Origin of the sequence: Dactylosporangium sp. NPDC005572 (assembly GCF_040605515.1) — a bacterium.
GTDB lineage: Bacteria > Actinomycetota > Actinomycetes > Mycobacteriales > Micromonosporaceae > Dactylosporangium.
Genome location: NZ_JBEXCY010000201.1, coordinates 1 through 21,165, shown reverse-complemented (window position 1 = coordinate 21,165; position 21,165 = coordinate 1). Strand labels below are relative to the sequence as shown.

Sequence of the window (21,165 nt, the reverse complement as noted above, 5' to 3'; positions counted from 1 at the left end):
ACGAGCCGGTGACCGGGCGGAGTCAGTGGCGGCGGCGGGTGGGCACGTCGAGGAGTGTCGCATCCAGGCGGGTTCGCGCGCGCACGAGCGCGTCCGCGGCCGCCACCATCAGCCGGGCATCCTCGAGCCGGTTGCCGCGCAGTTCGATGGCGCCGCTCGACCCGGACTCCCGGTGCGCCATCAGCCAGTCGTACAGCAGCCACTCGACCGATCCGGCGGCGGCGAACGGATCGGCGCCGGGGTCGGCGGCTGCGGCGGCGACCCGGCGCAGGGCCGCCCGGTGCTCGTCCAGCGCCGCGTCCTTGTTCACGCCGGAGCTGTCGTACAGCAGCATCGACAGCGTCAGCGGATAGCGCGCGCCGTGCTCGGACTGGACGACCCAGCGCGCGCCGCGCCAGAGCGCGCCGTCGTCCGCGATCACGAGCCGGCCGTGCCCGGACACCACGCCGAGGCCCGGATCGGTGAGGGTGCCGGCCAGCGGCGTGGGTCCCGACACCCCGAGGGCCATCCGGGCCCGGATCGCGATCAGCTGGGCCGTCCCGACGATGAGGCCCGCGCGCAGCTCGGCCTCGGTGTCGACCACGGCGAGCGCCGCGGCGTACTCGTGGCACAGCCGGTCGAGCACCCGGTGCAGCTCGCGCAGATCGAGCCGCTGGGTCTCGGTGATGGCCGCCTCGCCGCCGCCGAGCAACCGCCCGAACCGGCCGGCCGCGTCGATCAACGCGTCGTCGAGCGCGGCCAGGTGGGTCGGCAGCAGCCGCTCGGGCTCGGGATCGGTCTGCACCAGGTCCGCGAGGCCGATGGGCCGCGCGTCCTCGGTGAGCCAGTGGAAACCGATCTGCTCGTCGGTCTGCGCAATCGACGGCCGGCTCATGCTTCCCCTTCCCCGGATGCGGGTGGTCCGGCTCAGGCGCCGACCCACCCGGGTGGGTGAAGCCGGCACCGCTCGCTCCGCCGGACGATGACCCGATCGGAGGAGGCCATTGATGCTCGGACAGTTGATCGTACAGCCGATCCGCCGGCTGCTCGGCAGGCGCCGCCGCCCGCAGCCCGGCCTCGAGGCCGGGGAACGGGTGCTGCTGCACGAAATGTCGCCGTTCGGGGCCTGTTACGTGGCGACCGACCGGGCGCTGTACTACGGGTGCTCACCGGGGACGGACTGGCGCAGGCTCGGCTGGCCGGACATCCGGTCGGTGGACCGCTGGACCGGTGCCCGGCTCAGGCTGACCCTCTCGGACGGCCGGCCCGTGCTGCTGTCCACGGACGACCGGTCACGGCTGCCGGCCCTGGCCGCGGAGCTGGTGGCGGCCTGCCACCTGATGACCCGGCGGATCACCTTGCCCAGTGGCGGTACCGCCGTCGTCCGGGCGACCCGCGCCCACCACCGGGCGGCCGTCGTCTGGACGATCGACGCCTCATGCACGGCGCACGAGGCGGCGGCCGTGCTGGCCGAGATGCGGTCGCTGTCCGGTACATAGCCGTCCGGGCCGGCCTTGCGCCACCTGCCACGGGTCAGCTCCCCCGGGCGAACACGCTGCTGCCGCGCACGTCCGCCTCCGTCAGGGTGATCAGGTCCGCCCGGCTGACCGGCCCGGGCGCGGCGGCGAGCCGGGTCGCCTGCCGCAGCCGGCACCGCTCCAGCGCATTGCGGATGCTGCGGGCGTTGGCGAAGCGCGGCATCGCCGTTCGAAGCTCCACATAGGACCGGAACGCCGGTCGCGCATCCGGGTCGAACCGGTAGTCGTCGCGGGCCAGCATCAGCTCGCCGATCCGGACGAGCTCGTCGTGGGTGTAGTCGTCGAAGTGGATGTGATGCGCCACCCGCGAGCTGAGACCCGGGTTGGACGACAGGAAGGCTTCCATCCGGTCGGCGTAGCCGGCGAAGATGACCGCGAGCGAACCGCGCTCGGACTCCATCTCCTGGAGCAGGATCTCGACCGCCTCCTGCCCGTAGTCCCGCTCGTTCTCCGGACGGTGCAGGTAGTACGCCTCGTCGATGAACAGCACTCCCCCGGCGGCCCGGGCGATGGCCTCCTTCGTCTTCGGCGCGGTGTGTCCGATGAACTGCCCGACGAGGTCGTCCCGGGTCACCACGACCACCCGCTGGGTACGCAGATAGCCCAGTGCGTGCAGCATCTCGGCCATCCGCAGGGCAACGGTCGTCTTGCCGGTGCCCGGGCCCCCGGTGAAGCTCATGTGCAGCGACGGCTTGCGGTCCGACAGGCCGAAGCGGGCCCGGGCCCGGCGCACGACGAGCAGGGCCGCGATCTCCGCGAGGCGCCGCTTCACCCCGGCCAGCCCCACCATGTCGCGGTCGAACTCGGCCAGCACCGCTCGCGCGCGCAGGCTCGTCTCGTCGGCGTTGAGGTCGACCAGCGCCGCGGCGTCCAGCACCTCCTCGACCGCCGGCTCGGCCGGCCGCATCGCGAAGCCCCCGGTCACGGCGCCTCGTACCGGGCCCCCGGCGGGGCCTGCGTCGCGTAGGGCTGCACGGCATAGCGCTGCACCCGGTCGTGCGCCTCGGTGCGCGCCAGCCGGAAGCCCGGCTCCCGGGAGGGGCGCTGCACGAGGAAGCTCAGCGCGGTGGTCTGCCGGCCGAGCCGCGCGTCGTAGGCCAGCACCCGCACGTAGTACTGCGGAAAAGCGGCGCGGCAGTCCAGGATCTCGCGCAGTACCGCATCCGGCTCGGCGAGGTCGAACATGGGCAGGCCCCACAGCTCCCAGTACACGTTGCGCGGGTGCGGGTCGTCGGTGTACTCGATCGAGACCGGCCACCCGTTGCCGAGCGCGTAGCGGATCTGCGCGGCCACCTCGTCTTCGGTCAGCTCGGGCAGGTACGAGAAGGTTCCGTGGCGCAGGTACATGGGTCGGCTCCTAGCGGCTTGCGGTGGGGACGGCGTCCGGGGCATCGGTCGACGCATAGTCGAACGTGACGTCGCCCCAGGTGGCGAGCGCGGCGTCGAGCGCACGGCAACTGCGGGCCGCGGCGCGCAGGATGGCCGGACCTTCCCGGAGCAGGTCGTGTCCCTCGTTGCGAGCCTTGATGATCGCCTCCAGCGCCACCCGGTTCGCCTCGGCGCCGGCCGCGATGCCCATCGGATGACCGATCGTGCCGCCCCCGAACTGCAGGACGACGTCCTCGCCGAGCAGGTCGACGAGCTGGTGCATCTGTCCCGCGTGGATGCCGCCGGAGGCGACCGGCATCACCGCGGGCATGCTGGCCCAGTCCTGCTCGACGTAGATGCCGTGGGCGGGGTTGACCGGGATGTGGTCGAGGCGCAGCGTGTCGTAGAAGCCGCGGGTGGTCGCCGGGTCGCCCTCCAGCTTGCCCACCACGGTTCCGGCGTGGATGTGGTCGACCCCGATCAGCCGGCTCCACTTCGCGATGACCCGGAAGCTCACGCCGTGGGTCTTCTGCCGCGTGTACGTGGAGTGGCCGGCCCGGTGCAGGTGCAGCAGCACCCCGTTGCGGCGGGCCCAGGCGGCCATCGACTGCATGGCCGTGTATCCGACGGTAAGGTCGATCATGACGACGACGCTGCCCAGGTCCTTGGCGAACTCGGCCCGCTCGTACATGTCCTCGACGGTCGCCGCGGTCACGTTCAGGTAGTGGCCCTTGATCTCACCGGTCTCCGCCAGCGCCCGGTTCACGCCTTCCATGCAGTACAGGAAGCGGTCGCGCCAGCGCATGAACGGCTGCGAGTTGATGTTCTCGTCGTCCTTGGTGAAGTCGAGCCCGCCGCGGCACGCCTCGTAGACCACCCGGCCGTAGTTGCGGGCGGACAGCCCCAGCTTCGGCTTGATGGTGGCGCCCAGCAGCGGACGGCCGTACTTGTTGAGCATCTCCCGCTCCATCACGATGCCGTGCGCCGGCCCCTGGAACGTCTTCACGTACGCCACCGGAATCCGCATGTCCTCCAGCCGGAGCGCCTTGAGCGGCTTGAAGCCGAACACGTTGCCGATGATGGACGAGGTCAGGTTGGCGATCGACCCCTCCTCGAACAGGTCCAGGTCGTAGGCGATGTGCACGAGGTACTCGCCGTCGCGGCCGGGCACCGGATCGACCCGGTACGCCTTGGCCTGGTAGTGGGTGTTCGCGGTGAGCCGGTCGGTCCACACCACGGTCCAGGTCGCGGTCGAGGACTCGCCGGCGACGGCCGCCGCCGCCTCGACCGGGTCCACCCCGGGCTGCGGGGTCACCCGGAACACGGCGAGCACGTCGGTGTCCCGGGGAACGTAGTCGGCGTTGTAGTAGCCCATGCTCGCGTAGCTGTGGACCCCCGGGTTCCATCGTTCCTCACTCGTCATGGGCTCGAGCGTGCCGGGCCGATACTCAATCCGTCCAGCGAGCTTTTGCCGCGGTCACTTGAGGATTTCCTTGTCTATCCTGATGCGACGGATATCCTCATGCGGCATGACGCCCGTGCGGTTGCGAACCTTTCTGGCCGTGGTGGACTCCGGCTCGGCCCGGGCCGCCGCCCAACGGCTGTCGGTCACCGAGTCGGCGGTGTCCGCCTCGCTGGCGGCGTTGCGGCGCGAGGTGGGTGTCGTGCTGTTCGAACGTGACGGGCGCGGCCTGCGGCTGACCGAGTCGGGCGAGGTGCTCGCCGGCTACGCCCGGCGCATCCTCGGGCTCGTCGACGAGGGCGTGGCCGCGACCCGGCGGGGCGTGGCCGCGGAGCGCGGCCGGCTGCGCATCGGCGCCGTCACCACGGCCGGCGAGTCGCTCATCCCGGGCCTGCTCGCCTCGTTCCGGCGGCGGTACCCCGAGGTGGAGCTGACGCTCGACGTCGGCGTACGCGACCAGATCTTCGCGCTGCTGTCCGACCACCGGCTGGACGTGGTGATCGGCGGCCGCCCCGGGCCGGGCATGGTCACCCGGGCCACCCGAGCCAACTCGCTGGTGGTCGTGGCGGCGCCGGGACCGGAGTCCGACCTGGCCACCGCGACCTGGCTGCTGCGCGAGGCGGGCTCGGGCACCCGGGAGGCGACGTTCGCGTTGCACCAGACGCTGCAGATCCAGCCGCCGCTGCTGACCCTCGGCTCGGTCGGCGCGGTCGTGTCGTCGGCGGTCCTGGGCCTGGGCGTCACGCTGGTCTCCGCCGATGCGGTCGAGCAGCTCCTGAACAGCGGCGCCCTGCACCAGTTGCCGGCCCAGGGCATCCCGCTGCGGCGGCCGTGGCACGCGGTCACCTCCGCCGCCCCGACCGCCACCACCGAGCTGTTCCTGGCCCACCTGACCGACCCGCGCCATGCCGGCCGGTTGGCGTTCCGGGTGGCGCGAGCTCACCCCGGCCTACGCCCGCACGGGTGAAGCACGCCGGTTGGGCCTAGCCCTAGCGTCTCCCCAGCCTCGCCCGATGCCGCCGACGCGGCTGGACCGTTGGGAGCCGCTCGTGTCCGATCTCCTGGAAACCGTCGCCGGCCTGGTTGCGCCGGGCACCGGTATCCTCGCCGCCGACGAGAGCGTCGCGACGATGTCGCGCCGGCTCGTGCGCGCCGGTGTGGACGCCACCCCGGCCAACCGGCGCGACTACCGGGCGCTGCTGCTGACCACGCCCGGCCTGGGTCAGTGGATCTCCGGGATCATCTTCTGCGACGAGACCCTCGGTCAGTCGCTTGTGGACGGCACCCCCTTCCCGTTCGCCGCCCGCGAGCGCGGCATCCAGCCGGGGATCAAGGTGGACACCGGCGTCAGCCCGCTCCCCTTCACCGACGGGGTGACCGTCACCGAGGGACTGGACGGGCTGCGCGATCGACTCGAGCGCTTCCGCGCTCAGGGCGCCACGTTCGCGAAGTGGCGCGCGGTCTTCAACGCCCGCGTCTGCGCCACCGCCGGCGGCCGGTCGGCCAAGGACAGCGGCCGGCGCGGGATACGGGCGAACGCCCACGGTCTGGCCCGGTACGCAGCGCTGTGCCAGGAGGCCGGACTGGTGCCCGTCGTCGAGCCCGAGGTGGTCATGGACGGCGACCACCACATCTCGGTGTGCGAACGGGCCACGGCCAACGTGCTGGCCCAGGTGTTCGCCGAGCTCGACCTGATGGGCGTGGACGCGCGGGCCATCGTGCTCAAGCCGAACATGGTTGTCCCGGGAACCCAATCCGAGGCACCGGTCCTGGCGGCCGAGGTCGCCCGGCGCACATTGAAGACCCTGCGCGCGCACGTCCCGCCGGCCGTGCCGGCAATCGCCTTCCTGTCCGGCGGGCAGCGCAACGACCAGGCCTGTGCCAACCTTCGGGCGATCAACGAGCTCGCCGCCGAGGAGGCCGCGCCGTGGCGGCTGACCTTCTCGTTCGGCCGGGCCCTCGTGGACGACGCCCTGGCCACCTGGCGCGGCGATCCCGACGCCACCGCCGCCGCGCAGGCGGCCCTGGCGGCCAACTGCGCCCGGGCGGCCGCCGCGCACCGGTACACGCCCGAGCCGTCGCCGGCGGTGCGTCCGTGACGGCCGGCACGCAGCCGCCACGGCCCGGGCGCATCACGCTGACCCGGCACACGATCGAGCAGGAGCACCGCCACCCCGACTCGACGGGCGACTTCTCCGGGCTGCTCAACGCGATCGCCACCGCCGTGAAGATCATCGCCAACCAGGTCAACCGGGGCGGGCTCGCGGGCCTGCACGGCGCCGCCGGCGGCGAGAACGTGCACGGCGAGGTGCAGCAGCGCCTCGACCTCGCCAGCAACGAGGTGATGGTGGCCGAGACCCTGTGGGGAGGGCACCTGGCCGCGCTGGCGTCCGAGGAGATGCCCGACATCCTGCCGGTTCCCGCGCCGTACCGGCGGGGCAAGTACCTGCTGCTGTTCGACCCGCTCGATGGATCGAGCAACATCGACGTCAACATCACGGTCGGCACCATCTTCTCAGTACTGCGCGCCCCGCGACCGGGCGAGGAGCCCCGGCTCGACGACTTCCTGCAGCCCGGCGTGACCCAGGTCTGCGCGGGGTTCGCCCTGTACGGGCCGGCCACCATGCTCGTGCTCACGACCGGGGACGGCGTGGACGGCTTCACCCTCGACCGCGACGTCGGCGCCTTCGTGCTCACGCACCCGCGGATGCGGATACCGGAGCAGACCCACGAGTTCGCCATCAACGCCTCGAACGAGCGCTTCTGGGAGGACCCTGTGCGGCGGTACATCGCCGAATGCCTGGCCGGCCGGACCGGGCCACGCGGCCAGGACTGCAACATGCGTTGGGTCGCGTCGCTGGTCGCCGACGCGTATCGCATCCTGACCCGCGGCGGGGTGTTCCTCTACCCGGCCGACACCCGCAACGCCGACCGGCCCGGCCGGCTGCGGCTCATGTACGAGTGCAACCCGATCGCGTTCCTCGTCGAGCAGGCCGGCGGGCTCGCCAGCACCGGCCGGGAACGGGTGATGGAGCTCGCCCCCACCGGGCTCCACCAGCGCGCGCCGCTGGTGTTCGGCTCCCGGGCCGAGGTCGAACGCATCGAGCGCTACCACCGGGAACCGGACGATCGCAGCTTCGACGGATCGCTGTTCAACGTCCGGTCCATGTTCCGGGCCGGGCGCTGATGTCGACCGCGTACCCCGTCGTGGCCATTACCGGGTCGTCGGGCGCCGGCACCACGTCGGTGACCCGGACGTTCCAGCACATCTTCCGCCGCGAGGGGCTGACGGCGGCGGTCGTCGAGGGCGACTCGTTCCACCGCCACGACCGCGCGCAGATGCAGCAGGCGATGGCCGACGCCGCCGCATCCGGCAACCATCACTTCTGCCATTTCGGGCCGGACGCGAACCTGCTGCCGGAGCTGGCGGCGCTGTTCGCCGGGTACGGCCGCACCGGCACCGGCAAGATCCGGCGGTACCTGCACGACGAGGAGGAGGCCGGCCCCTTCGGGCAGGCACCGGGCACGTTCACCGCGTGGGAGGACATCCCGGCCGGCACGGACCTGCTGCTGTACGAAGGGCTGCACGGCGCGTTCGCGGACTCCGACGTCGACGTCGCCCAGCACGCCGACCTGCGCATCGGTGTGGTGCCGACCATCAACCTCGAGTGGATCCAGAAGCTGCACCGCGACCGCACCCAGCGCGGCTACTCGGGCGAGGCCGTCATGGACACCATCCTGCGCCGCATGCCGGACTACGTGCATTACATCTGCCCGCAGTTCTCCCGGACCCACATCAACTTCCAGCGAGTGCCCACGGTGGACACCTCCAACCCGTTCATCGCCCGGTTCATCCCGAGCGCCGACGAGAGCTTCGTGGTCATCCGCTTCGCCGACCCGCGCGGCATCGACTTCCCGTACCTGCTGTCGATGCTGCACGACTCGTTCATGTCCCGGCCGAACGTCATCGTCGCGCCCGGCGGCAAGATGGAGCTCGCGATGCAACTGATCTTCACCCCGATGATCCTGCGCCTCATGGAACGGCGGGGTCGCTCATGAACGCGGCTTCCGGGCCCGTGATCGTGCCCTCGATGCTCGCCGCCGACCAGTCCCGGCTCGGCGAGGAGTGCCGGGCGCTGGCCGCAGCCGGCGCCGACCGGGTGCAGTGGGACGTGATGGACGGGCGGTTCGTGCCGGCCATCACCGTCGGGCCGGACGTGGTGGCGGCGTGCCGGCGCGAGGCCGGCGTGCCGTTCGAGGCCCACCTCATGGTGGAAGCACCCGACGAGGCGGCGCCGCACTTCGTCCGCGCCGGCTGCGACCTGGTGATCGTCCATGCCGAGGCCGCCCGCCACCTGCACCGGACGCTCGCCGGCATCCGGCGCCTGGGTGCGCGCGCCGGTGTGGCGCTCAACCCGCACACCCCGGCCGACACCATCGCGCACGTCCTCGACGAGACCGACCTCGTCCTGGTCATGACGGTGAACCCGGGCTTCGGCGGGCAGCGCTACCTGCCCGCGATGGAACCCAAGATCGCGGCGGTGCGCGCCCTCATCGACCGGCACGGCGGCCCGATCGAGCTGGAGGTCGACGGCGGCATCACCGACGTCACGATCCGGCGCGCGGCCTCCGCCGGGGCCGACGTGTTCATCTCCGGCAGCTGGCTGTCGCGCCACCCGGCCGGGCGGGCGGCCGCCGTGGCCGAACTGCGCACCGCCGCCGGGCAGCCGGACGAGGTCCGGGCATGACACTCCGGGGAAACACCGATCTGGATCTGGACACCCTGGCGGTCGACACGATCCGGCTGTTGAGCGCCGACATGGTCGAGGCGGCCCGGTCCGGTCACCCGGGCATGCCCATGGGATGCGCGGCGATGGCGTGGACCCTGTGGTCGCGCCACCTGCGCCACGATCCCGGCCACCCCGACTGGCCGGACCGGGACCGCTTCGTGCTCTCGGCCGGACACGGCTCCGCGCTGCTGTACGCCATGCTGCACCTGTTCGGCTACGACCTGCCGATGGCGCAGCTGCGCGCGTTCCGGCAGCTGGGCTCGGCCACGCCCGGGCACCCCGAGTTCGGGCACACCGTGGGCGTGGAGACCACGACCGGACCGCTGGGCCAGGGGTTCGCCAACGCGGTGGGCATGGCCCTGGCCGAACGCATGCTGCACGCGCGCTTCCCGGCCGCGGTGGACCACCACACGTACGTCATCGTCGGCGACGGTTGCCTGATGGAGGGGATCAGCCACGAGGCGGCGTCGCTCGCCGGCCACCTCGGCCTGGGCCGGCTCGTGGTGCTCTACGACGACAACGACGTGACGATCGACGGCCCGGCCTCCCAGTCCTGCCGCGACGACGTGCAGGCACGCTTCGCCGCCTACGGCTGGCACACCGCGGCGGTCGCCGACGGCAACGACGTCGCCGCGATCGACCGCGCGATCGGCGCGGCCCGGCTCGATCCCCGGCCCAGCCTCATCGCCGTGCGGACGGTCATCGGTTACGGCGCACCCGGCGTCGCCGGGTCGCCGACGGCCCACGGCAGCCCGCTCGGCCCGGAGGTCCTCGCCGCCACCCGCCGCCGGCTCGGCCGCTCCCCCGAGCCGTTCTACGTGCCGCCCGCGGTGCGGGACCGTTGCCGGTCGATCGCCGCGGCAGGCGCCACGCAACGAGCCGGCTGGGTGGCCCGGTTCGACGCCTGGGCCGGCACGAACCCGGTGGCGGCGGCGGAATGGCAGCGCTCCCAGGCCGGCGGGCTGCCGACCGCGGTGGACGCCGCGCTGGCGGGGCTGGCGACCGGTGCCCGGCTCGCCACCCGCCAGGCCTCGGCCCGGGTGCTCGCCGCGGCCGGGTCGGCGTTGCCGGAGCTGGTCGGCGGTTCGGCCGACCTCGCCGGGTCGACGGGCATCGACGCGCTGCCCGGCGCGGTCGTCACCGCCGGCGACTACGGGGGCCGCCGGATCCACTTCGGCATCCGCGAGCACGCGATGGCGGCCGCGCTCAACGGCATCGCCGCACACGGCGGTCTGCGCCCGGTGGGCAGCACCTTCCTGGCGTTCAGCGACTACCTGCGCCCGGCGCTGCGGCTCTCCGCCATGATGCGCCTGCCGGTCGTCCATGTGCTGACCCACGACTCGATCGCGGTCGGCGAGGACGGACCGACCCACCAGCCGGTCGAACACATCGAGTCGCTGCGGCTGATCCCCGGCCTGGCCGTGCTGCGACCGGCCGACGACGCGGAGACGATGGCCGCCTGGCACACCGCGTTACGGCGCACCGACGGCCCGACCGCGCTCATCCTGTCCCGCCAGGCCCTGCCGGCCCTCGGCCCGGCGGAGATCTCGTTCGTCGCCGGGCGCGGCGCCCGCGTCGTCGGACCGCCGGTGGACACGCCGGCCGTCACGATCCTCGCCACCGGGTCGGAAGTGGCGCTGGCGATGGCCGCCGCCGAGCGGCTCACCGCCCGCGGGCGGCCCACCCGGGTGGTGTCGGTGCCGTGGCGGGAGCGGTTCGCCGCGCTGCCACCCGGCGAACGGGACGCTCTGACCGGCCGGCCGGACCGTCTGGTCGCGGTCGAGGCCGGTGTGACGGCGGGATGGGCGGCCCTCGTCGGCGCCGGCAACGTGCTCGGCCTCGACCGGTTCGGCGTCTGCGGCCCCGGGGAGCAGGTGCAGGCCGCGCTCGGGTTCACCGTCGACGTGCTGGTCGCCCTCGTCGAGCGCGCGCCGGCCGGCACAGCTGACGGCGGCGCCGATGCCTGACAAGCTGGTACGCATGTTGCGTTCGCGTCTGGTCGAGCCCGCCGGAGCCCGGCCGGTCATGCTCGCGCTCGGCGGCGACAGTGGCTCCGGCAAGACCACGCTCGCGGACGGGCTGGTCGCGGCCATCGGGCCGCAGCGGTGCACCTCCGTGTGCGTGGACGACTACCACCGCTACGACCGGGCCGAGCGGCGCGCGCTGGCGCTGACCGCGCTGCACCCCGAGGCCAACTACCTCGACATCATGGAGCAGCACCTGCAGATGCTGGCCACCGGGCAGCCCATCCTCAAGCCGGTGTACGACCACCGCACCGGCACGTTCGCCCGCCCCGCCTACGTGCAGCCACGCGAGTTCGTCATCGTGGAGGGGATCTTCCCCTTGTACTCCAAGCTGTCCCGGGCGTGCTTCGACATCACCGTCTTCCTCGACCCGCCGGAGGATGTCCGGCACCGGTGGAAGATCATCCGCGACACGACCAGCCGCGGCTACAGTGAGGCCGAGGTCCGCCGCGAACTCGCCCGGCGCGAACCCGACTCGGCCGCGTACATCCGGCCGCAGCGCCGCTACGCCGACATCGTGGTCCGTTTCGCGCCGGCCACCGACCGGGTCGACCCGCCGGGCACACCGCTCAGCGCCGAGCTGCTGCTGCGGCCCACGATCCAGCACCAGCCGCTCACCGACATCCTCACCGACGACGTCCGCGCGGCCATGAACCTGAACATCATCCGCGACGACGACGGCACACCGGTCGACTGCCTGCGCGTGCACGGCCACGCCACGGCCGACGAGGCCCGGCTGCTGCAGAAGGCGCTCTGGGACGGCGTGGCCGGCGGCCGGACGATGCCCCACGGGCTGGGCCGGCTCGGCGACGGCACCCGCAGCGAGCCGCTCGCGATCACCCAGGAGCTGCTGCTGTTCCACCTCACCCAGGAGGTGTACCAGCGGTGACGCGCCCGTCGCACCAACTGCGCGCGGTCGTCTTCGACGTCGACGGCACCCTGGCCGAGACCGAGCGCGACGGCCACCGCCGCGCGTTCAACCTCGCCTTCCGCGACCATGGCCTGCCCTACGAATGGGGCGTGACCGAGTACGGCCGGCTGCTGGCCATCACCGGCGGCCGCCGCCGGCTCGAGGCCTACCTCGCCGGCCGGGGCCACGCCGACGCGGCCACGCTGGCCCGCTCCGTGCACGCGACGAAGACGACGCATTTCCTCAGCTGGGTGCACACCGGGATACTGATAGCCCGGCCGGGCGTGCACGAACTGCTTCGCGAGCTGCGTGACCGCGAGGTCGCCGTCGCGGTGGCCACCACCGGCAGCCGGGCCTGGGTGACCGTGCTGCTCGACCGGCTGTTCCGCGACATCCCGTTCGCGGCGGTGGTCACCGGTGACGACGTGACGCGCCTCAAGCCGCACCCCGAGGCCTACGGGCAGGCCGTGGCCGCGCTCGGTGTCGTGTCCGAGGAGGCCCTGGCGGTGGAGGACTCGCCGCCCGGTCTGCAAGCCGCGGACCGGGCGCAGCTGCCGTGCCTCGTGGTCACCTCGGCGTACCACCGCGGCGCGCAGTTCCCCGGCGCGGCCGCGGTACTGCCGAGTTACCTGGCCATGGACCTGTTCGACGCGACGGTGCCGACCTACCTGCGCGGCGGGGTCACCGCGGAGGCGCTGCGGCGGCTGCACGCCGTGGCCCGGTCCCGGTAGCGAGGCGTTCGTTCGTCAGCGCGAGCCGGTCCGCCGTGCTCTGCCGGAGCCGGGTCAGATCGTCGTCGGTGAGCCGATCGCATGCCCAGTCCCAGTGCAGCGCCAGCCACTCGCCCGGCCGTGGATCGGTGACGAAGCCCCGGCCGTCGATGCGGTATCGCACCTCGTGCTCACGTTCGGGCAGCAGGCCGAGGCGTTCGCCGTCCCAGCCCAGCGGCCGGCGCCGGACCACGACTTGGCCGTCCCCGTCGCGCACCTGCGTCACCTGGCCCCAGCTGATGCGGCACGAGTCCAGCACGTGCAGTGGTTGCTCGGGCGGACCGGCCGGCAGCATCCGGGACCACGGGTAGACGCCGAACACATGGAACCCGTGGTCCGGTGCCGCCTCCGGCAGCAGCGCCCCGTCGAGATGGTGCCAGTAGTGCCCGGCCCGCGCGCCGAGGCGGTTCAGCAGGCGGGCCCCGAACTCGGCCGCCTCGACGCCCTCGGCTGGCGCGCCGGTCCAGTACGCCCGCACCAGCGTCTCGTCGAGCGGATCGGTGCCTCCGGTCAGCTCGGCGAGCAGGACCAGGTACGGCCACGCCCCCGAGAACCGCCGGGCGATCGCCACGACGTCGCCGTCCGTGTGGCCGGTGACGGCCAGCTCGAACAGCGCGCTCGCGTCGGCCGGTCCGCAGTAGCCGAGGTCGTTGGGCGAGAACGCGTAGCGGGCGAACAGCCGCTCGCCCTCGCGGCTCACGCGCCCGACCGGCCGACGAGCAGCGCCGTCTCGCGATGCAGCCGGCCGAAGTTGTAGTACGCCGCGCAGGCGCCCTCCGGCGAGACCATGCAGGTGCCGATCGGCGTCTCCGGGGTGCACGCGGTGCCGAACACCTTGCATTCCCACGGCTTGATGACACCCTTGAGCACCTCACCGCACTGGCAGGCCTTCGGGTCGGCCACCCGCACGCCGGGCATGTCGTAGCGCAGCTCGGCGTCGAAGGCGGCGTAGCGCTCGCCGAGCTTGAGTGCCGACTGGGAGATGAAGCCCAGCCCTCGCCACTCGGAGTGCGGCCGCAGCTCGAACACGTCGGCCAGCAGGGCCAGCGCGGCCGGGTTACCCTCGTCGGTCACCACCCGGGAGTACTGGTTCTCCACCTCGCAGCGGCCCTCCCGGATCTGGGTCAGCAGCATGTGTACGGCGGCGAGGATGTCCAGCGGCTCGAAGCCGGTCACCACCATGGGCTTGCCGTACACCTCGGAGACGAACCGGTACGGCCGGTTGCCGACCACGGTGGACACGTGGCCCGGCCCGATGAAGCCGGACAGCCGCAGGTCGGGCGAGTCGAGGATGGCCTTGATCGGCGGCACGATCGTGACGTGGTTGCAGAACACGCTGAAGTTGGTGACCCCGAGCTCCCGGGCCCGCACGAGCGTGACGGCGGTGGACGGTGCCGTCGTCTCGAACCCGACGGCGAAGTACACCACCTGCTTGTCCGGGTTGTCGACGGCGATGCGCAGCGCGTCCAGCGGCGAGTAGATGAAGCGCACGTCCGCGCCCCGGGCCTTGGTCTCCAGCAGGCTGCCGCGGCTGCCCGGCACCCGCATCATGTCACCGAAGGTGGTGAAGATGACGCCCGGCTGCTCGGCCAGCCACATCGCGTCGTCGACCCGGCCCATGGGGATCACACACACCGGGCACCCCGGCCCGTGCACCAGCTCGACCGTGGGCGGCAGCAGGTACTCCAGGCCGTGCCGGTAGATGGTGTGCGTGTGTCCCCCGCAGACCTCCATGAACTTGTACTCGCCGTCGCCGGCCAGCTCGGTGATGGACCTGACCAGCGCCCGGGCGGCGGCCGGGTCGCGAAACTCGTCGACGAACCTCATCGGGACTCCAGACTGATGGCGGTGGAATCAAAGGCGGCGAGCTCGTCGTCGAACGCCTGGCCCATTCTGCGCATGGCCTCGATGGTCAGCGCGGCCTCCCGCTCGTCGATCTTCGCCATGGCGAAGCCGACGTGGACGAGCACCCAGTCCCCCGCGGCGACGTCCTGCTCGGCCAGCAGGCGAATGCTGATGGTGCGTCGGACGCCGCTGACGTCGACCTTCGCCAGGTGCGCTCCGGGATCGACGATCTCGACGATCTGGCCGGGAATCCCCAGACACATGACAGGCCTCCTCAGCAGATCCTGGGCAGCGGGTCACCCACGAGCATGTCCACGATGCGGCTGCCGCCGAACGGTGTCCGCAGCGCGACGACACCCTCGGGCTGCTCGGTGATCTCGCCGATCACGGCGGCCTGGCCACCGAGCGGATCGGCGCGCAGCGCGGCAACCGCCGCCTCCGCCTCGGCCGCCGGCACGACCGCCACGAACTTGCCTTCGTTGGCCACGTAGACCGGGTCGATGCCGAGCAGGTCGCAGGCGCCTTGCACCTGCGGCGCCACCGGCAGCAGCTGCTCGTCCAGGATCACCCCCACCCCGGCGTCGACGGCCAGCTCGTTGCAGACGGTGGCGAGCCCGCCGCGGGTCGGGTCACGCAGCCAACGGGTGTTGGGCGCCGCGGCGAGCAGCGTCTCCACCAGCCCGTTCACCGGTGCGGTGTCCGACTCGATCTCGGCCTCGATGGCCAGGTCTCCCCGGGCCAGCAGCACGGCCATCCCGTGGTCGCCGAGCGTGCCGGAGAGCACCAGCCGGTCCCCCGGGCGGACCGTGGCCGCGCCCAGCTCCCGTCCGGCCGGAATGACGCCGACCCCGGCGGTCGTGATGTAGAGCCCGTCGGCGGCTCCGGCCGGTACCACCTTGGTGTCCCCGGTGACCAGCCGCACCCCGGCTGTGCGGGCCGCCGCCGCCAGGTCGGCCACGATCTCGCGCAGCTCGGCGATCGGGAAGCCTTCGGCGATGACGAACGCGCACGACAGCCACTGCGGCACCGCACCGCACATCGCGAGGTCGTTGACGGTGCCGTGTACGGCGAGATGGCCGATCGAGCCGCCCGGGAACCGCAGCGGTGACACGACGAACGAGTCGGTGCTGAACGCCAGCCGTTCCCCGGACGGCAGGGTCAGTACCGCACCGTCGCCGAGCTGTTCCAGTTCGGGGCCGCGCAGCGCCTCGACGAAGACGGCGTCGATCAGGGCGGCCGAGGACTTGCCGCCGGCCCCGTGCGCCAGCGTCACGACCTCGTCGACGAGACGGGGCCGGCGCTTGCGGGCGTTGGAGATCCGCTCCAGCACCAGGCCCTCCCGGTCCAATGTGGACTCAGCGGCCATCGGCAGGCTCCTTTCGGTCGGGTCCGCCGGCGGCGGCAGCCCAGAGGTGGTAGCCGAGCAGCGCCTGGCTTTCCTGGATGCGGTGCACGCTCTGCGAGTCGACCACGAAGCAGTGCTCGACGTGGGGGCCGGTGGCCATGTCGCCGCCCCCGTACCCGGCGAAACCGATCGTGAGCAGCCCGCGGGTTCGGGCCTCGCGCAGCCCGGCCGTCAGGTCGGCGGAGTTGCCGCTGGTCGAGAACGCGACCGCGATGTCGTGGCGTCCGCAGTACGCGGCGATCTGGCGGGAGAAGACCAGGTCGAAGCCGACGTCGTTGCCGAGTGCGGTGACCACCGCCTGGTCGGCCGTGAGGTTGATGACCGGCAACGGCGACCCGGCGGCCGGGTTGGTGAACAGGTCGGCGAAGGTCGCCGCGTCGGTCGAGCTGCCGCCGTTGCCGAACACGACCAGCCGGCCGCCGTCGGCGAACCGCCGGGCCATCGCCGCGCCGGCCCGGTCGATCGCGGCGGCGTTCGCCGCCAGGGTGCGCCGCTGCAGCGCCGCCGACTCGCGCGCCTTGGCCCGGGCGGACGCGGCCAGATCGGCCAGCAGGGCGGCCGGGTCGCGCTCCGCGCCGGTGAGGAACGGGTAGAGGAAGCCGGCGCCGCTCATCGCCGCACCGCCGGGTCGAGCCGGGTCAGCGCCGAGCCGGCGTGCACCAGCAGCAGGTCTCCGGGGCGCACGGGAGCGACCAGGGTGACGTCGACGTCCTCCTCGCCGTTCGACGTGCGGGCCCGGGCCGGCCCGAACGGTGTCTCCGGTGCCCGGAGCACCTCCGCCAGCCGTCCTTCGTCACTGCACGTGACGCAGACCTCGTCGGTACAGTCCGGTTCGCTGTTCGTCAGCAGGCCGGGGTGTTCGAAGCAGACATGGGTCAGCTCCCACAGCAGGTGGTACATCAGCACGAACCGGCCGGTGGCCGGGGCCAGCGGGTCGGGGTCGTCCTGCCAGAGCACGTGGTCGGCCGCGCCGCCCGGCGGGCGGTGGCCCGAGCCGATCCACACCGTGTGTGCGCCCCACGCCGGGGCCCGCCGCATCAGCTCCAGCACGGCGGGCTCACCGGCCGCGGCGACGGCCATCACGATGTCGCCGCTGCGCACGCACACCCGGGCCTGGGCGACGAGGTCGGGGCCGGTGAGCGCGACCGCGGGCAGCGCCCGCTTGCCGACGATGACCGGGTGTACGAACTCCACCGCGATGTGGTGCGCGTGCGGCGTCCACTGTGGGGCAACGCACCACAGTGTGGCGCCGGCATGGAAGCGGCGGGCCAGCGCCAGCGCCGCCGCGGCCAGGTCGTCGGCGAGGCTGCCGTCGAGCAGGTCGGCGGTGATGCCTTCCGGGTCGGTGCTCATGCCACTCCCTCCACGGTGGGGCGTTCGGCGGGCAGCACTCCGTACTCCCGCATCAGCGCAAGGGTTGAGAACGCCGTCGCCTCGTCGACCCGGGTCAGCGCGAAGCCCATGTGGGCGATCACGTAGTCGCCGGGGCCGAGATCGGGCAGGTAGGCCAGGCAGATCCGGCGCCGCTCGCCGGCGAAGTCGACGTCGGCCATGGGCGCATCCCCGTCCTGGAACACCGCGACGATGCGTCCGGGAACTCCGAGGCACATCAGCGTCTCACCCGCCTTCCTGGATATCCGTTGTACGAGCCGCGACGAGGCCGGCCACGACCGCCTGCCCGAGGGCCAGACCGCCGTCGTTGGGCGGTACCAGCCGATGGGTGAGCACGGCGAACCCGGCCGCGCCCAGCCGGTCCCGGCACAGCCGGCTCAGCCGCACGTTCTGGAACACGCCGCCGGTCAGCCCGACGGTGGACACCCCACTGGCCGTGGCCGCCCGGGTCGCGCCGGCCACCACGGCGTCGGCCACCGCCCGGTGGAACGCGTCGGCCAGCACCGCCGGGTCCACCCCGCCCCGCATCCGCTCAACCAGGCAGCGGATCACGGGGCGGTGGTCGAGCCGGCCGTCGTCGGTGAGCTCGAACGGCGCCAGCGCTTCGGGCGGTTCGCCGGCGCCGAGACCGGCCAGGTGTTCCAGCTCGATGGCCGCCTGCGCCTCGTACCCGATCCGCTGCCGTACCCCCAGCAGCGACGCCACCGCGTCGAACAGCCGCCCCATGCTCGACGAGCGCACGGCGGAGGTGGCCAGCAGCAGCCGCACGGCGGCCAGCTCGGCCGGGCCGCAGGCGGCGACCGGCGCCAGGTCCGGATCCCATTCGACGCCCGCCGCGGCGAGGTGGCCGAGCGCCGTCCGGCACGGGTTCCGCACGGCCGCGTCGCCGCCGGGCAGGTCCACCGGGAGCAGGTGGGCGACCCGGGTGAACCGGGTCGGGTCGGCGCCGACGAGCAGGAACTCGCCGCCCCACACCGTCGCGTCGGCGCCGAACCCCGTGCCGTCGAACGCCACCCCGATCACCGGCTCACCGATCCGGCCGTGCTCGGCCAGCAGCGAGACCACGTGCGCGTGGTGGTGCTGTACCAGGTGCGGTCCGGTACCGCCGGCGCGCCGCTCCGCCCAGGCGCGCGTCTGGTATCCGGGGTGGGCGTCGGCGGCCAGGACCACCGGATCGACCCGGCGCAGGGTCGTCAGCTGCCCGGCCGCGCGGTCGAAGGCGCGGAGTGTGGCCAGGCTGCCCATGTCGCCGACGTGCGCCGAACAGAACGCGTACTCGCCGTCGAGCACGCAGCAGGTGTTCTTCAGTTCGCCACCCACGGCCAGGACCGGCGGCAGTGACCGGCCGAGCGGCACGGGCAGCGGGGCGTACCCGCGGGCGCGGCGCAGCGGTAGCTCCTGCCCGTCGACGAGCCGGACCACCGAGTCGTCGCACGGCACGTGGATCGGCCGGTCGTGGGTCAGCACGGCGTCGGCCAGGTGCGGCAGCCGGGTGATCGCGTCCTCGTCGTCGAAGCACAGCGGCTCCTCGCTGAGGTTCGCGCTCGTGTAGACCAGGGCGTCCGGCGGGGCCAGGCTCACCCCCGGCACCTGGGCGAGCAGCAGGTGCTGCACGGGATTGCCCGGCAGCATGACGCCCAGCCACGGGTTGCCCGGGGCTGCCGCGGCCGCGACCGGGGCGTCGTCGCGCCGGCGCAGCAGCACGATCGGGCGGGCCGGACCGGTCAGCGCCCGGGCCTCGTCGTCGTCCACTTCGGCCAGTCGCCGGGCCGTCGCCAGATCGGCGGCCAGCACCGCGAACGGCTTCTCGTCGCGCTGCTTGCGCTCGCGCAGCCGCCGCACCGCGTCCTCGTCGTCGGCCCGGCAGGCCAGGTGGTAGCCGCCGATGCCCTTGACCGCCACGATACGCCCGGCCATCAGCGCCCGCTGTGCCTCGGCGACGGCGGCGTCGCTCCCGGTGACGCGGAGGCCGTCGTGCTCGAACCAGAGCGCCGGTCCGCAGTCCGCGCACGCGATGGGCTGGGCGTGGTAGCGGCGGTCGGTCACCGTCTCGTACTCGGTGCGGCAGGCCGGGCACATCGGGAAGGCGGCCATCGTGGTCGCCGGCCGGTCGTAGGGCAGGTCGCGGATGATGGTGAACCGGGGCCCGCAGTCGGTGCAGGTGATGAACGGGTGGCGGTAGCGGCGGTTCGCCGGTTCGAACAGTTCGGCCAGGCAGGCGGCGCAGGTGGCCACGTCGGGGCCGACCAGGGTCCGGCCGCTGCCGGCACCGCCCGCGCTCGCCACGATCGCGAAGCCGCCGTCCTGCCCGGCGTGGGTCGCGATGGTGCGGGCCCGCACCTGGGCGATCCGGGCCAGCGGCGGGGCCTCGGTGTGCAGGCGGCGCAGGAATGCGGTCACCGCGTCGGCGCTGCCCTCCACCTCGCCGATCACCGCCTGCTCGGCGTTGCCCACGAACCCGGTCAGCCCGAGCTCGACGGCGAGGCGGTGCACGAAGGGGCGGAAGCCCACCCCCTGCACCACGCCGGTGACGGTGAACTCGCGGCGGTCCCGGGCGGTGGTGGTCATCCGCGCCGCCAGATCACGACGCGGTTGTTGCCGGAGTCGGCCACCGCCAGCCGGTCCCCGGCCAGCGAGATCCCGTACGGCCAGCACATCGAGTCGGGGGTCACCCCGGTCCACCGGTTCTCCCCGTTGGCGGCGAACGTGGGCTGGCCGAGGACCACGTCCGCGGCGTCGCGGCGAGGGCCGTCGGTCCAGATGAGCACACGGTTGTTCGCGGTGTCGGCCACGGCGAGGCGGCCGGCGTCGGTGTCGGCGGCATATGGGGAACGCAGCCGGTCGGCCCGCTGCGGCCCGTACGGCCACTCGTCGGTGCTCGTCAGGTCGTGCTGCCCGAGGACCAGGTCGGCTCCGGCGTCGCGCGTCGGGTGCGGGCGCCAGCCGAGCACCCGGTGGTTGCCGGCGTCGGCGATCAGCAGCCGGTCACCGTCGCCGCAGACGTCGTGCGGCCAGCGGAAGCTGTCCGGCCCGGCGGGCCCGCCCCGGTTCTCCTCGCGGCCGGCCGCGTCGGGCTGGCCCAGCACCAGGTCGGGCCGGCGGCCGGGCGAATCCGGCACGCCCTGCGACCAGCCGAGCACCCGGCGGTTGCCGGTGTCGCAGACGTAGAACCGGCCGTCGACGACACCGACCCCGAACGGCCAGTACATCGTGGTGGCCCCGCACTCCCCGCCGGCGTTCGGTTCGACGTGGTCCGGGCCGGGCTGGCCGAGCACGAGATCCGGTCGCGCGAACGGCGACTCGGGCAGCCCGTCGTACACGAGCACCCGGTGGTGCCAGGCGTCGGCGACGATCAGCCGTCCGTCGTGGATGGTGACGCCGGTCGGCAGGAACATGCCCCGCGTGGTGCTGGTGCCGCCCGCCGCCGGTCCCTCGCTGGTCGCGTCCGGCTGCCCGAGCACCACGTCGCACGGGTGCTCGTCCCGGTCAGGCAGCGCGTGCCAGATGAGGACCCGGTGGTTGCCCGTGTCCGCGACCACGAGCACGTCGCGGCCGCCGATCCGGCCGAGGTGTACACCGCGCGGCCCGTAGAGCCAGGACAGATCGCAACAGCGTCGTGGAGGGAAAGAGTCTAAACCTCTATGACTAGAACTCGGAGGTCACCGAATCATTAAAAAGCAGT

General features: G+C 73.1%; 22 protein-coding genes. 9 read left to right on the top strand and 13 right to left on the bottom strand.

The features are described 5' to 3' along the window. Positions 1-22: 22 nt before the first annotated feature. A complete protein-coding gene (locus tag ABZS66_RS49775) occupies positions 23-874 on the bottom strand; it encodes a hypothetical protein (RefSeq protein ID WP_354770085.1) in 852 nt (283 codons plus the stop codon). 112 nt (positions 875-986) lie between these two features. Here ABZS66_RS49775 and ABZS66_RS49770 point away from each other — a divergent pair, with 112 nt between their 5' ends. Then, positions 987-1,478, top strand: a complete 492-nt coding sequence (locus ABZS66_RS49770) for a hypothetical protein (RefSeq protein WP_354770084.1) — start codon at positions 987-989, stop codon at positions 1,476-1,478. A gap of 34 nt (positions 1,479-1,512) precedes the next feature. Here the strand turns inward: ABZS66_RS49770 and ABZS66_RS49765 are convergent, their stop codons facing one another. From ABZS66_RS49765 to ABZS66_RS49755, 3 genes are read right to left on the bottom strand one after another with little or no spacing between them, the layout of a single operon-like run. After that, the gene (locus ABZS66_RS49765) at positions 1,513-2,442 is read right to left on the bottom strand and encodes an AAA family ATPase (protein ID WP_354770083.1); all 930 of its coding nucleotides are present in this window, start codon (positions 2,440-2,442) and stop codon (positions 1,513-1,515) included. Then, positions 2,439-2,864, bottom strand: coding sequence for a ribulose bisphosphate carboxylase small subunit (locus tag ABZS66_RS49760; RefSeq protein WP_354770082.1), 426 nt, complete (start codon positions 2,862-2,864; stop codon positions 2,439-2,441). Before ABZS66_RS49760 ends, ABZS66_RS49765 begins: the two co-directional genes overlap by 4 nt. Before the next feature lie 10 nt (positions 2,865-2,874). After that, entirely contained in the window at positions 2,875-4,308 is a 1,434-nt protein-coding gene (locus ABZS66_RS49755; protein WP_354770081.1) for a ribulose-bisphosphate carboxylase large subunit, read from the bottom strand. Between the two features lie 106 nt (positions 4,309-4,414). On the opposite strand from ABZS66_RS49755, the gene ABZS66_RS49750 reads away from it, so the two are divergent. The 8 genes from ABZS66_RS49750 to ABZS66_RS49715 all read left to right on the top strand — a co-directional run bounded on the left by ABZS66_RS49750 (position 4,415) and on the right by ABZS66_RS49715 (position 12,802). Continuing rightward, complete coding sequence (locus ABZS66_RS49750) at positions 4,415-5,314, top strand: LysR substrate-binding domain-containing protein (protein ID WP_354770080.1); 900 nt, start codon at positions 4,415-4,417, stop codon at positions 5,312-5,314. 82 nt (positions 5,315-5,396) lie between these two features. Continuing rightward, positions 5,397-6,446 (top strand): class I fructose-bisphosphate aldolase, encoded by a 1,050-nt coding sequence (locus ABZS66_RS49745; protein WP_354770079.1) that lies wholly within the window; start codon positions 5,397-5,399, stop codon positions 6,444-6,446. Then, on the top strand, positions 6,443-7,534 hold the full coding sequence (locus ABZS66_RS49740; protein WP_354770078.1) for a class 1 fructose-bisphosphatase: 1,092 nt from the start codon (positions 6,443-6,445) through the stop codon (positions 7,532-7,534). Before ABZS66_RS49745 ends, ABZS66_RS49740 begins: the two co-directional genes overlap by 4 nt. After that, entirely contained in the window at positions 7,534-8,406 is an 873-nt protein-coding gene (locus tag ABZS66_RS49735) for a phosphoribulokinase (RefSeq protein WP_354770077.1), read from the top strand. The genes ABZS66_RS49740 and ABZS66_RS49735 overlap by 1 nt, the downstream gene beginning before the upstream one ends. Next, positions 8,403-9,095: a ribulose-phosphate 3-epimerase gene (gene rpe / locus ABZS66_RS49730; protein WP_354770076.1), complete on the top strand. Its 693-nt coding sequence runs from the start codon at positions 8,403-8,405 to the stop codon at positions 9,093-9,095. The genes ABZS66_RS49735 and rpe overlap by 4 nt, the downstream gene beginning before the upstream one ends. Then, positions 9,092-11,104 (top strand): transketolase, encoded by a 2,013-nt coding sequence (tkt, locus tag ABZS66_RS49725; protein ID WP_354770075.1) that lies wholly within the window; start codon positions 9,092-9,094, stop codon positions 11,102-11,104. Before rpe ends, tkt begins: the two co-directional genes overlap by 4 nt. 13 nt (positions 11,105-11,117) lie before the next feature. Then, a complete protein-coding gene (locus tag ABZS66_RS49720; RefSeq protein ID WP_354770074.1) occupies positions 11,118-12,050 on the top strand; it encodes a phosphoribulokinase in 933 nt (310 codons plus the stop codon). Next, positions 12,047-12,802: an HAD-IA family hydrolase gene (locus ABZS66_RS49715; protein ID WP_354770073.1), complete on the top strand. Its 756-nt coding sequence runs from the start codon at positions 12,047-12,049 to the stop codon at positions 12,800-12,802. Before ABZS66_RS49720 ends, ABZS66_RS49715 begins: the two co-directional genes overlap by 4 nt. Here the strand turns inward: ABZS66_RS49715 and ABZS66_RS49710 are convergent. Genes ABZS66_RS49710 through ABZS66_RS49670 form a run of 9 tightly spaced genes read right to left on the bottom strand, consistent with a single transcriptional unit; the run spans position 12,753 to position 21,028 of the window. Next, positions 12,753-13,541, bottom strand: coding sequence for a DUF6390 family protein (locus ABZS66_RS49710; protein ID WP_354770072.1), 789 nt, complete (start codon positions 13,539-13,541; stop codon positions 12,753-12,755). The two genes, ABZS66_RS49715 and ABZS66_RS49710, sit on opposite strands and share 50 nt — an antisense overlap. After that, positions 13,538-14,668 (bottom strand): hydrogenase formation protein HypD, encoded by a 1,131-nt coding sequence (gene hypD, locus ABZS66_RS49705; protein ID WP_354770071.1) that lies wholly within the window; start codon positions 14,666-14,668, stop codon positions 13,538-13,540. The genes ABZS66_RS49710 and hypD overlap by 4 nt, the downstream gene beginning before the upstream one ends. Next, positions 14,665-14,949, bottom strand: coding sequence for a HypC/HybG/HupF family hydrogenase formation chaperone (locus ABZS66_RS49700; protein WP_354770070.1), 285 nt, complete (start codon positions 14,947-14,949; stop codon positions 14,665-14,667). Before ABZS66_RS49700 ends, hypD begins: the two co-directional genes overlap by 4 nt. An 11-nt stretch (positions 14,950-14,960) precedes the next feature. Further along, entirely contained in the window at positions 14,961-16,052 is a 1,092-nt protein-coding gene (gene hypE, locus ABZS66_RS49695) for a hydrogenase expression/formation protein HypE (RefSeq protein WP_354770069.1), read from the bottom strand. Then, positions 16,042-16,704 carry an SIS domain-containing protein gene (locus ABZS66_RS49690; RefSeq protein WP_354770068.1) on the bottom strand — a complete coding sequence of 221 codons (663 nt, stop codon included), beginning with the start codon at positions 16,702-16,704 and terminating at the stop codon, positions 16,042-16,044. Before ABZS66_RS49690 ends, hypE begins: the two co-directional genes overlap by 11 nt. Beyond that, entirely contained in the window at positions 16,701-17,444 is a 744-nt protein-coding gene (locus ABZS66_RS49685) for a hypothetical protein (RefSeq protein ID WP_354770067.1), read from the bottom strand. Before ABZS66_RS49685 ends, ABZS66_RS49690 begins: the two co-directional genes overlap by 4 nt. Continuing rightward, positions 17,441-17,701, bottom strand: a complete 261-nt coding sequence (locus tag ABZS66_RS49680) for a HypC/HybG/HupF family hydrogenase formation chaperone (protein WP_354770066.1) — start codon at positions 17,699-17,701, stop codon at positions 17,441-17,443. The genes ABZS66_RS49685 and ABZS66_RS49680 overlap by 4 nt, the downstream gene beginning before the upstream one ends. A gap of 7 nt (positions 17,702-17,708) precedes the next feature. Next, positions 17,709-20,051, bottom strand: coding sequence for a carbamoyltransferase HypF (hypF, locus tag ABZS66_RS49675; RefSeq protein WP_354770065.1), 2,343 nt, complete (start codon positions 20,049-20,051; stop codon positions 17,709-17,711). Then, on the bottom strand, positions 20,048-21,028 hold the full coding sequence (locus tag ABZS66_RS49670) for an NHL repeat-containing protein (RefSeq protein ID WP_354770064.1): 981 nt from the start codon (positions 21,026-21,028) through the stop codon (positions 20,048-20,050). The genes hypF and ABZS66_RS49670 overlap by 4 nt, the downstream gene beginning before the upstream one ends. Positions 21,029-21,165 lie beyond the last annotated feature (137 nt).

Excerpts from the sequence above, each read along its gene's own strand:
- ABZS66_RS49775 (WP_354770085.1), bottom strand. The coding sequence starts at position 874 with ATGAGCCGGCCGTCGATTGCGCAGACCGACGAGCAGATCGGTTTCCAC.
- ABZS66_RS49720 (WP_354770074.1), top strand. The coding sequence starts at position 11,118 with ATGTTGCGTTCGCGTCTGGTCGAGCCCGCCGGAGCCCGGCCGGTCATG.
- ABZS66_RS49750 (WP_354770080.1), top strand. The coding sequence starts at position 4,415 with ATGACGCCCGTGCGGTTGCGAACCTTTCTGGCCGTGGTGGACTCCGGC.
- hypE (WP_354770069.1), bottom strand. The coding sequence starts at position 16,052 with ATGGCCGCTGAGTCCACATTGGACCGGGAGGGCCTGGTGCTGGAGCGG.
- ABZS66_RS49760 (WP_354770082.1), bottom strand. The coding sequence starts at position 2,864 with ATGTACCTGCGCCACGGAACCTTCTCGTACCTGCCCGAGCTGACCGAA.
- ABZS66_RS49735 (WP_354770077.1), top strand. The coding sequence starts at position 7,534 with ATGTCGACCGCGTACCCCGTCGTGGCCATTACCGGGTCGTCGGGCGCC.
- ABZS66_RS49680 (WP_354770066.1), bottom strand. The coding sequence starts at position 17,701 with ATGTGCCTCGGAGTTCCCGGACGCATCGTCGCGGTGTTCCAGGACGGG.
- ABZS66_RS49690 (WP_354770068.1), bottom strand. The coding sequence starts at position 16,704 with ATGAGCGGCGCCGGCTTCCTCTACCCGTTCCTCACCGGCGCGGAGCGC.
- rpe (WP_354770076.1), top strand. The coding sequence starts at position 8,403 with ATGAACGCGGCTTCCGGGCCCGTGATCGTGCCCTCGATGCTCGCCGCC.
- ABZS66_RS49770 (WP_354770084.1), top strand. The coding sequence starts at position 987 with ATGCTCGGACAGTTGATCGTACAGCCGATCCGCCGGCTGCTCGGCAGG.
- hypF (WP_354770065.1), bottom strand. The coding sequence starts at position 20,051 with ATGACCACCACCGCCCGGGACCGCCGCGAGTTCACCGTCACCGGCGTG.
- ABZS66_RS49700 (WP_354770070.1), bottom strand. The coding sequence starts at position 14,949 with ATGTGTCTGGGGATTCCCGGCCAGATCGTCGAGATCGTCGATCCCGGA.
- ABZS66_RS49755 (WP_354770081.1), bottom strand. The coding sequence starts at position 4,308 with ATGACGAGTGAGGAACGATGGAACCCGGGGGTCCACAGCTACGCGAGC.
- hypD (WP_354770071.1), bottom strand. The coding sequence starts at position 14,668 with ATGAGGTTCGTCGACGAGTTTCGCGACCCGGCCGCCGCCCGGGCGCTG.
- ABZS66_RS49685 (WP_354770067.1), bottom strand. The coding sequence starts at position 17,444 with ATGAGCACCGACCCGGAAGGCATCACCGCCGACCTGCTCGACGGCAGC.
- tkt (WP_354770075.1), top strand. The coding sequence starts at position 9,092 with ATGACACTCCGGGGAAACACCGATCTGGATCTGGACACCCTGGCGGTC.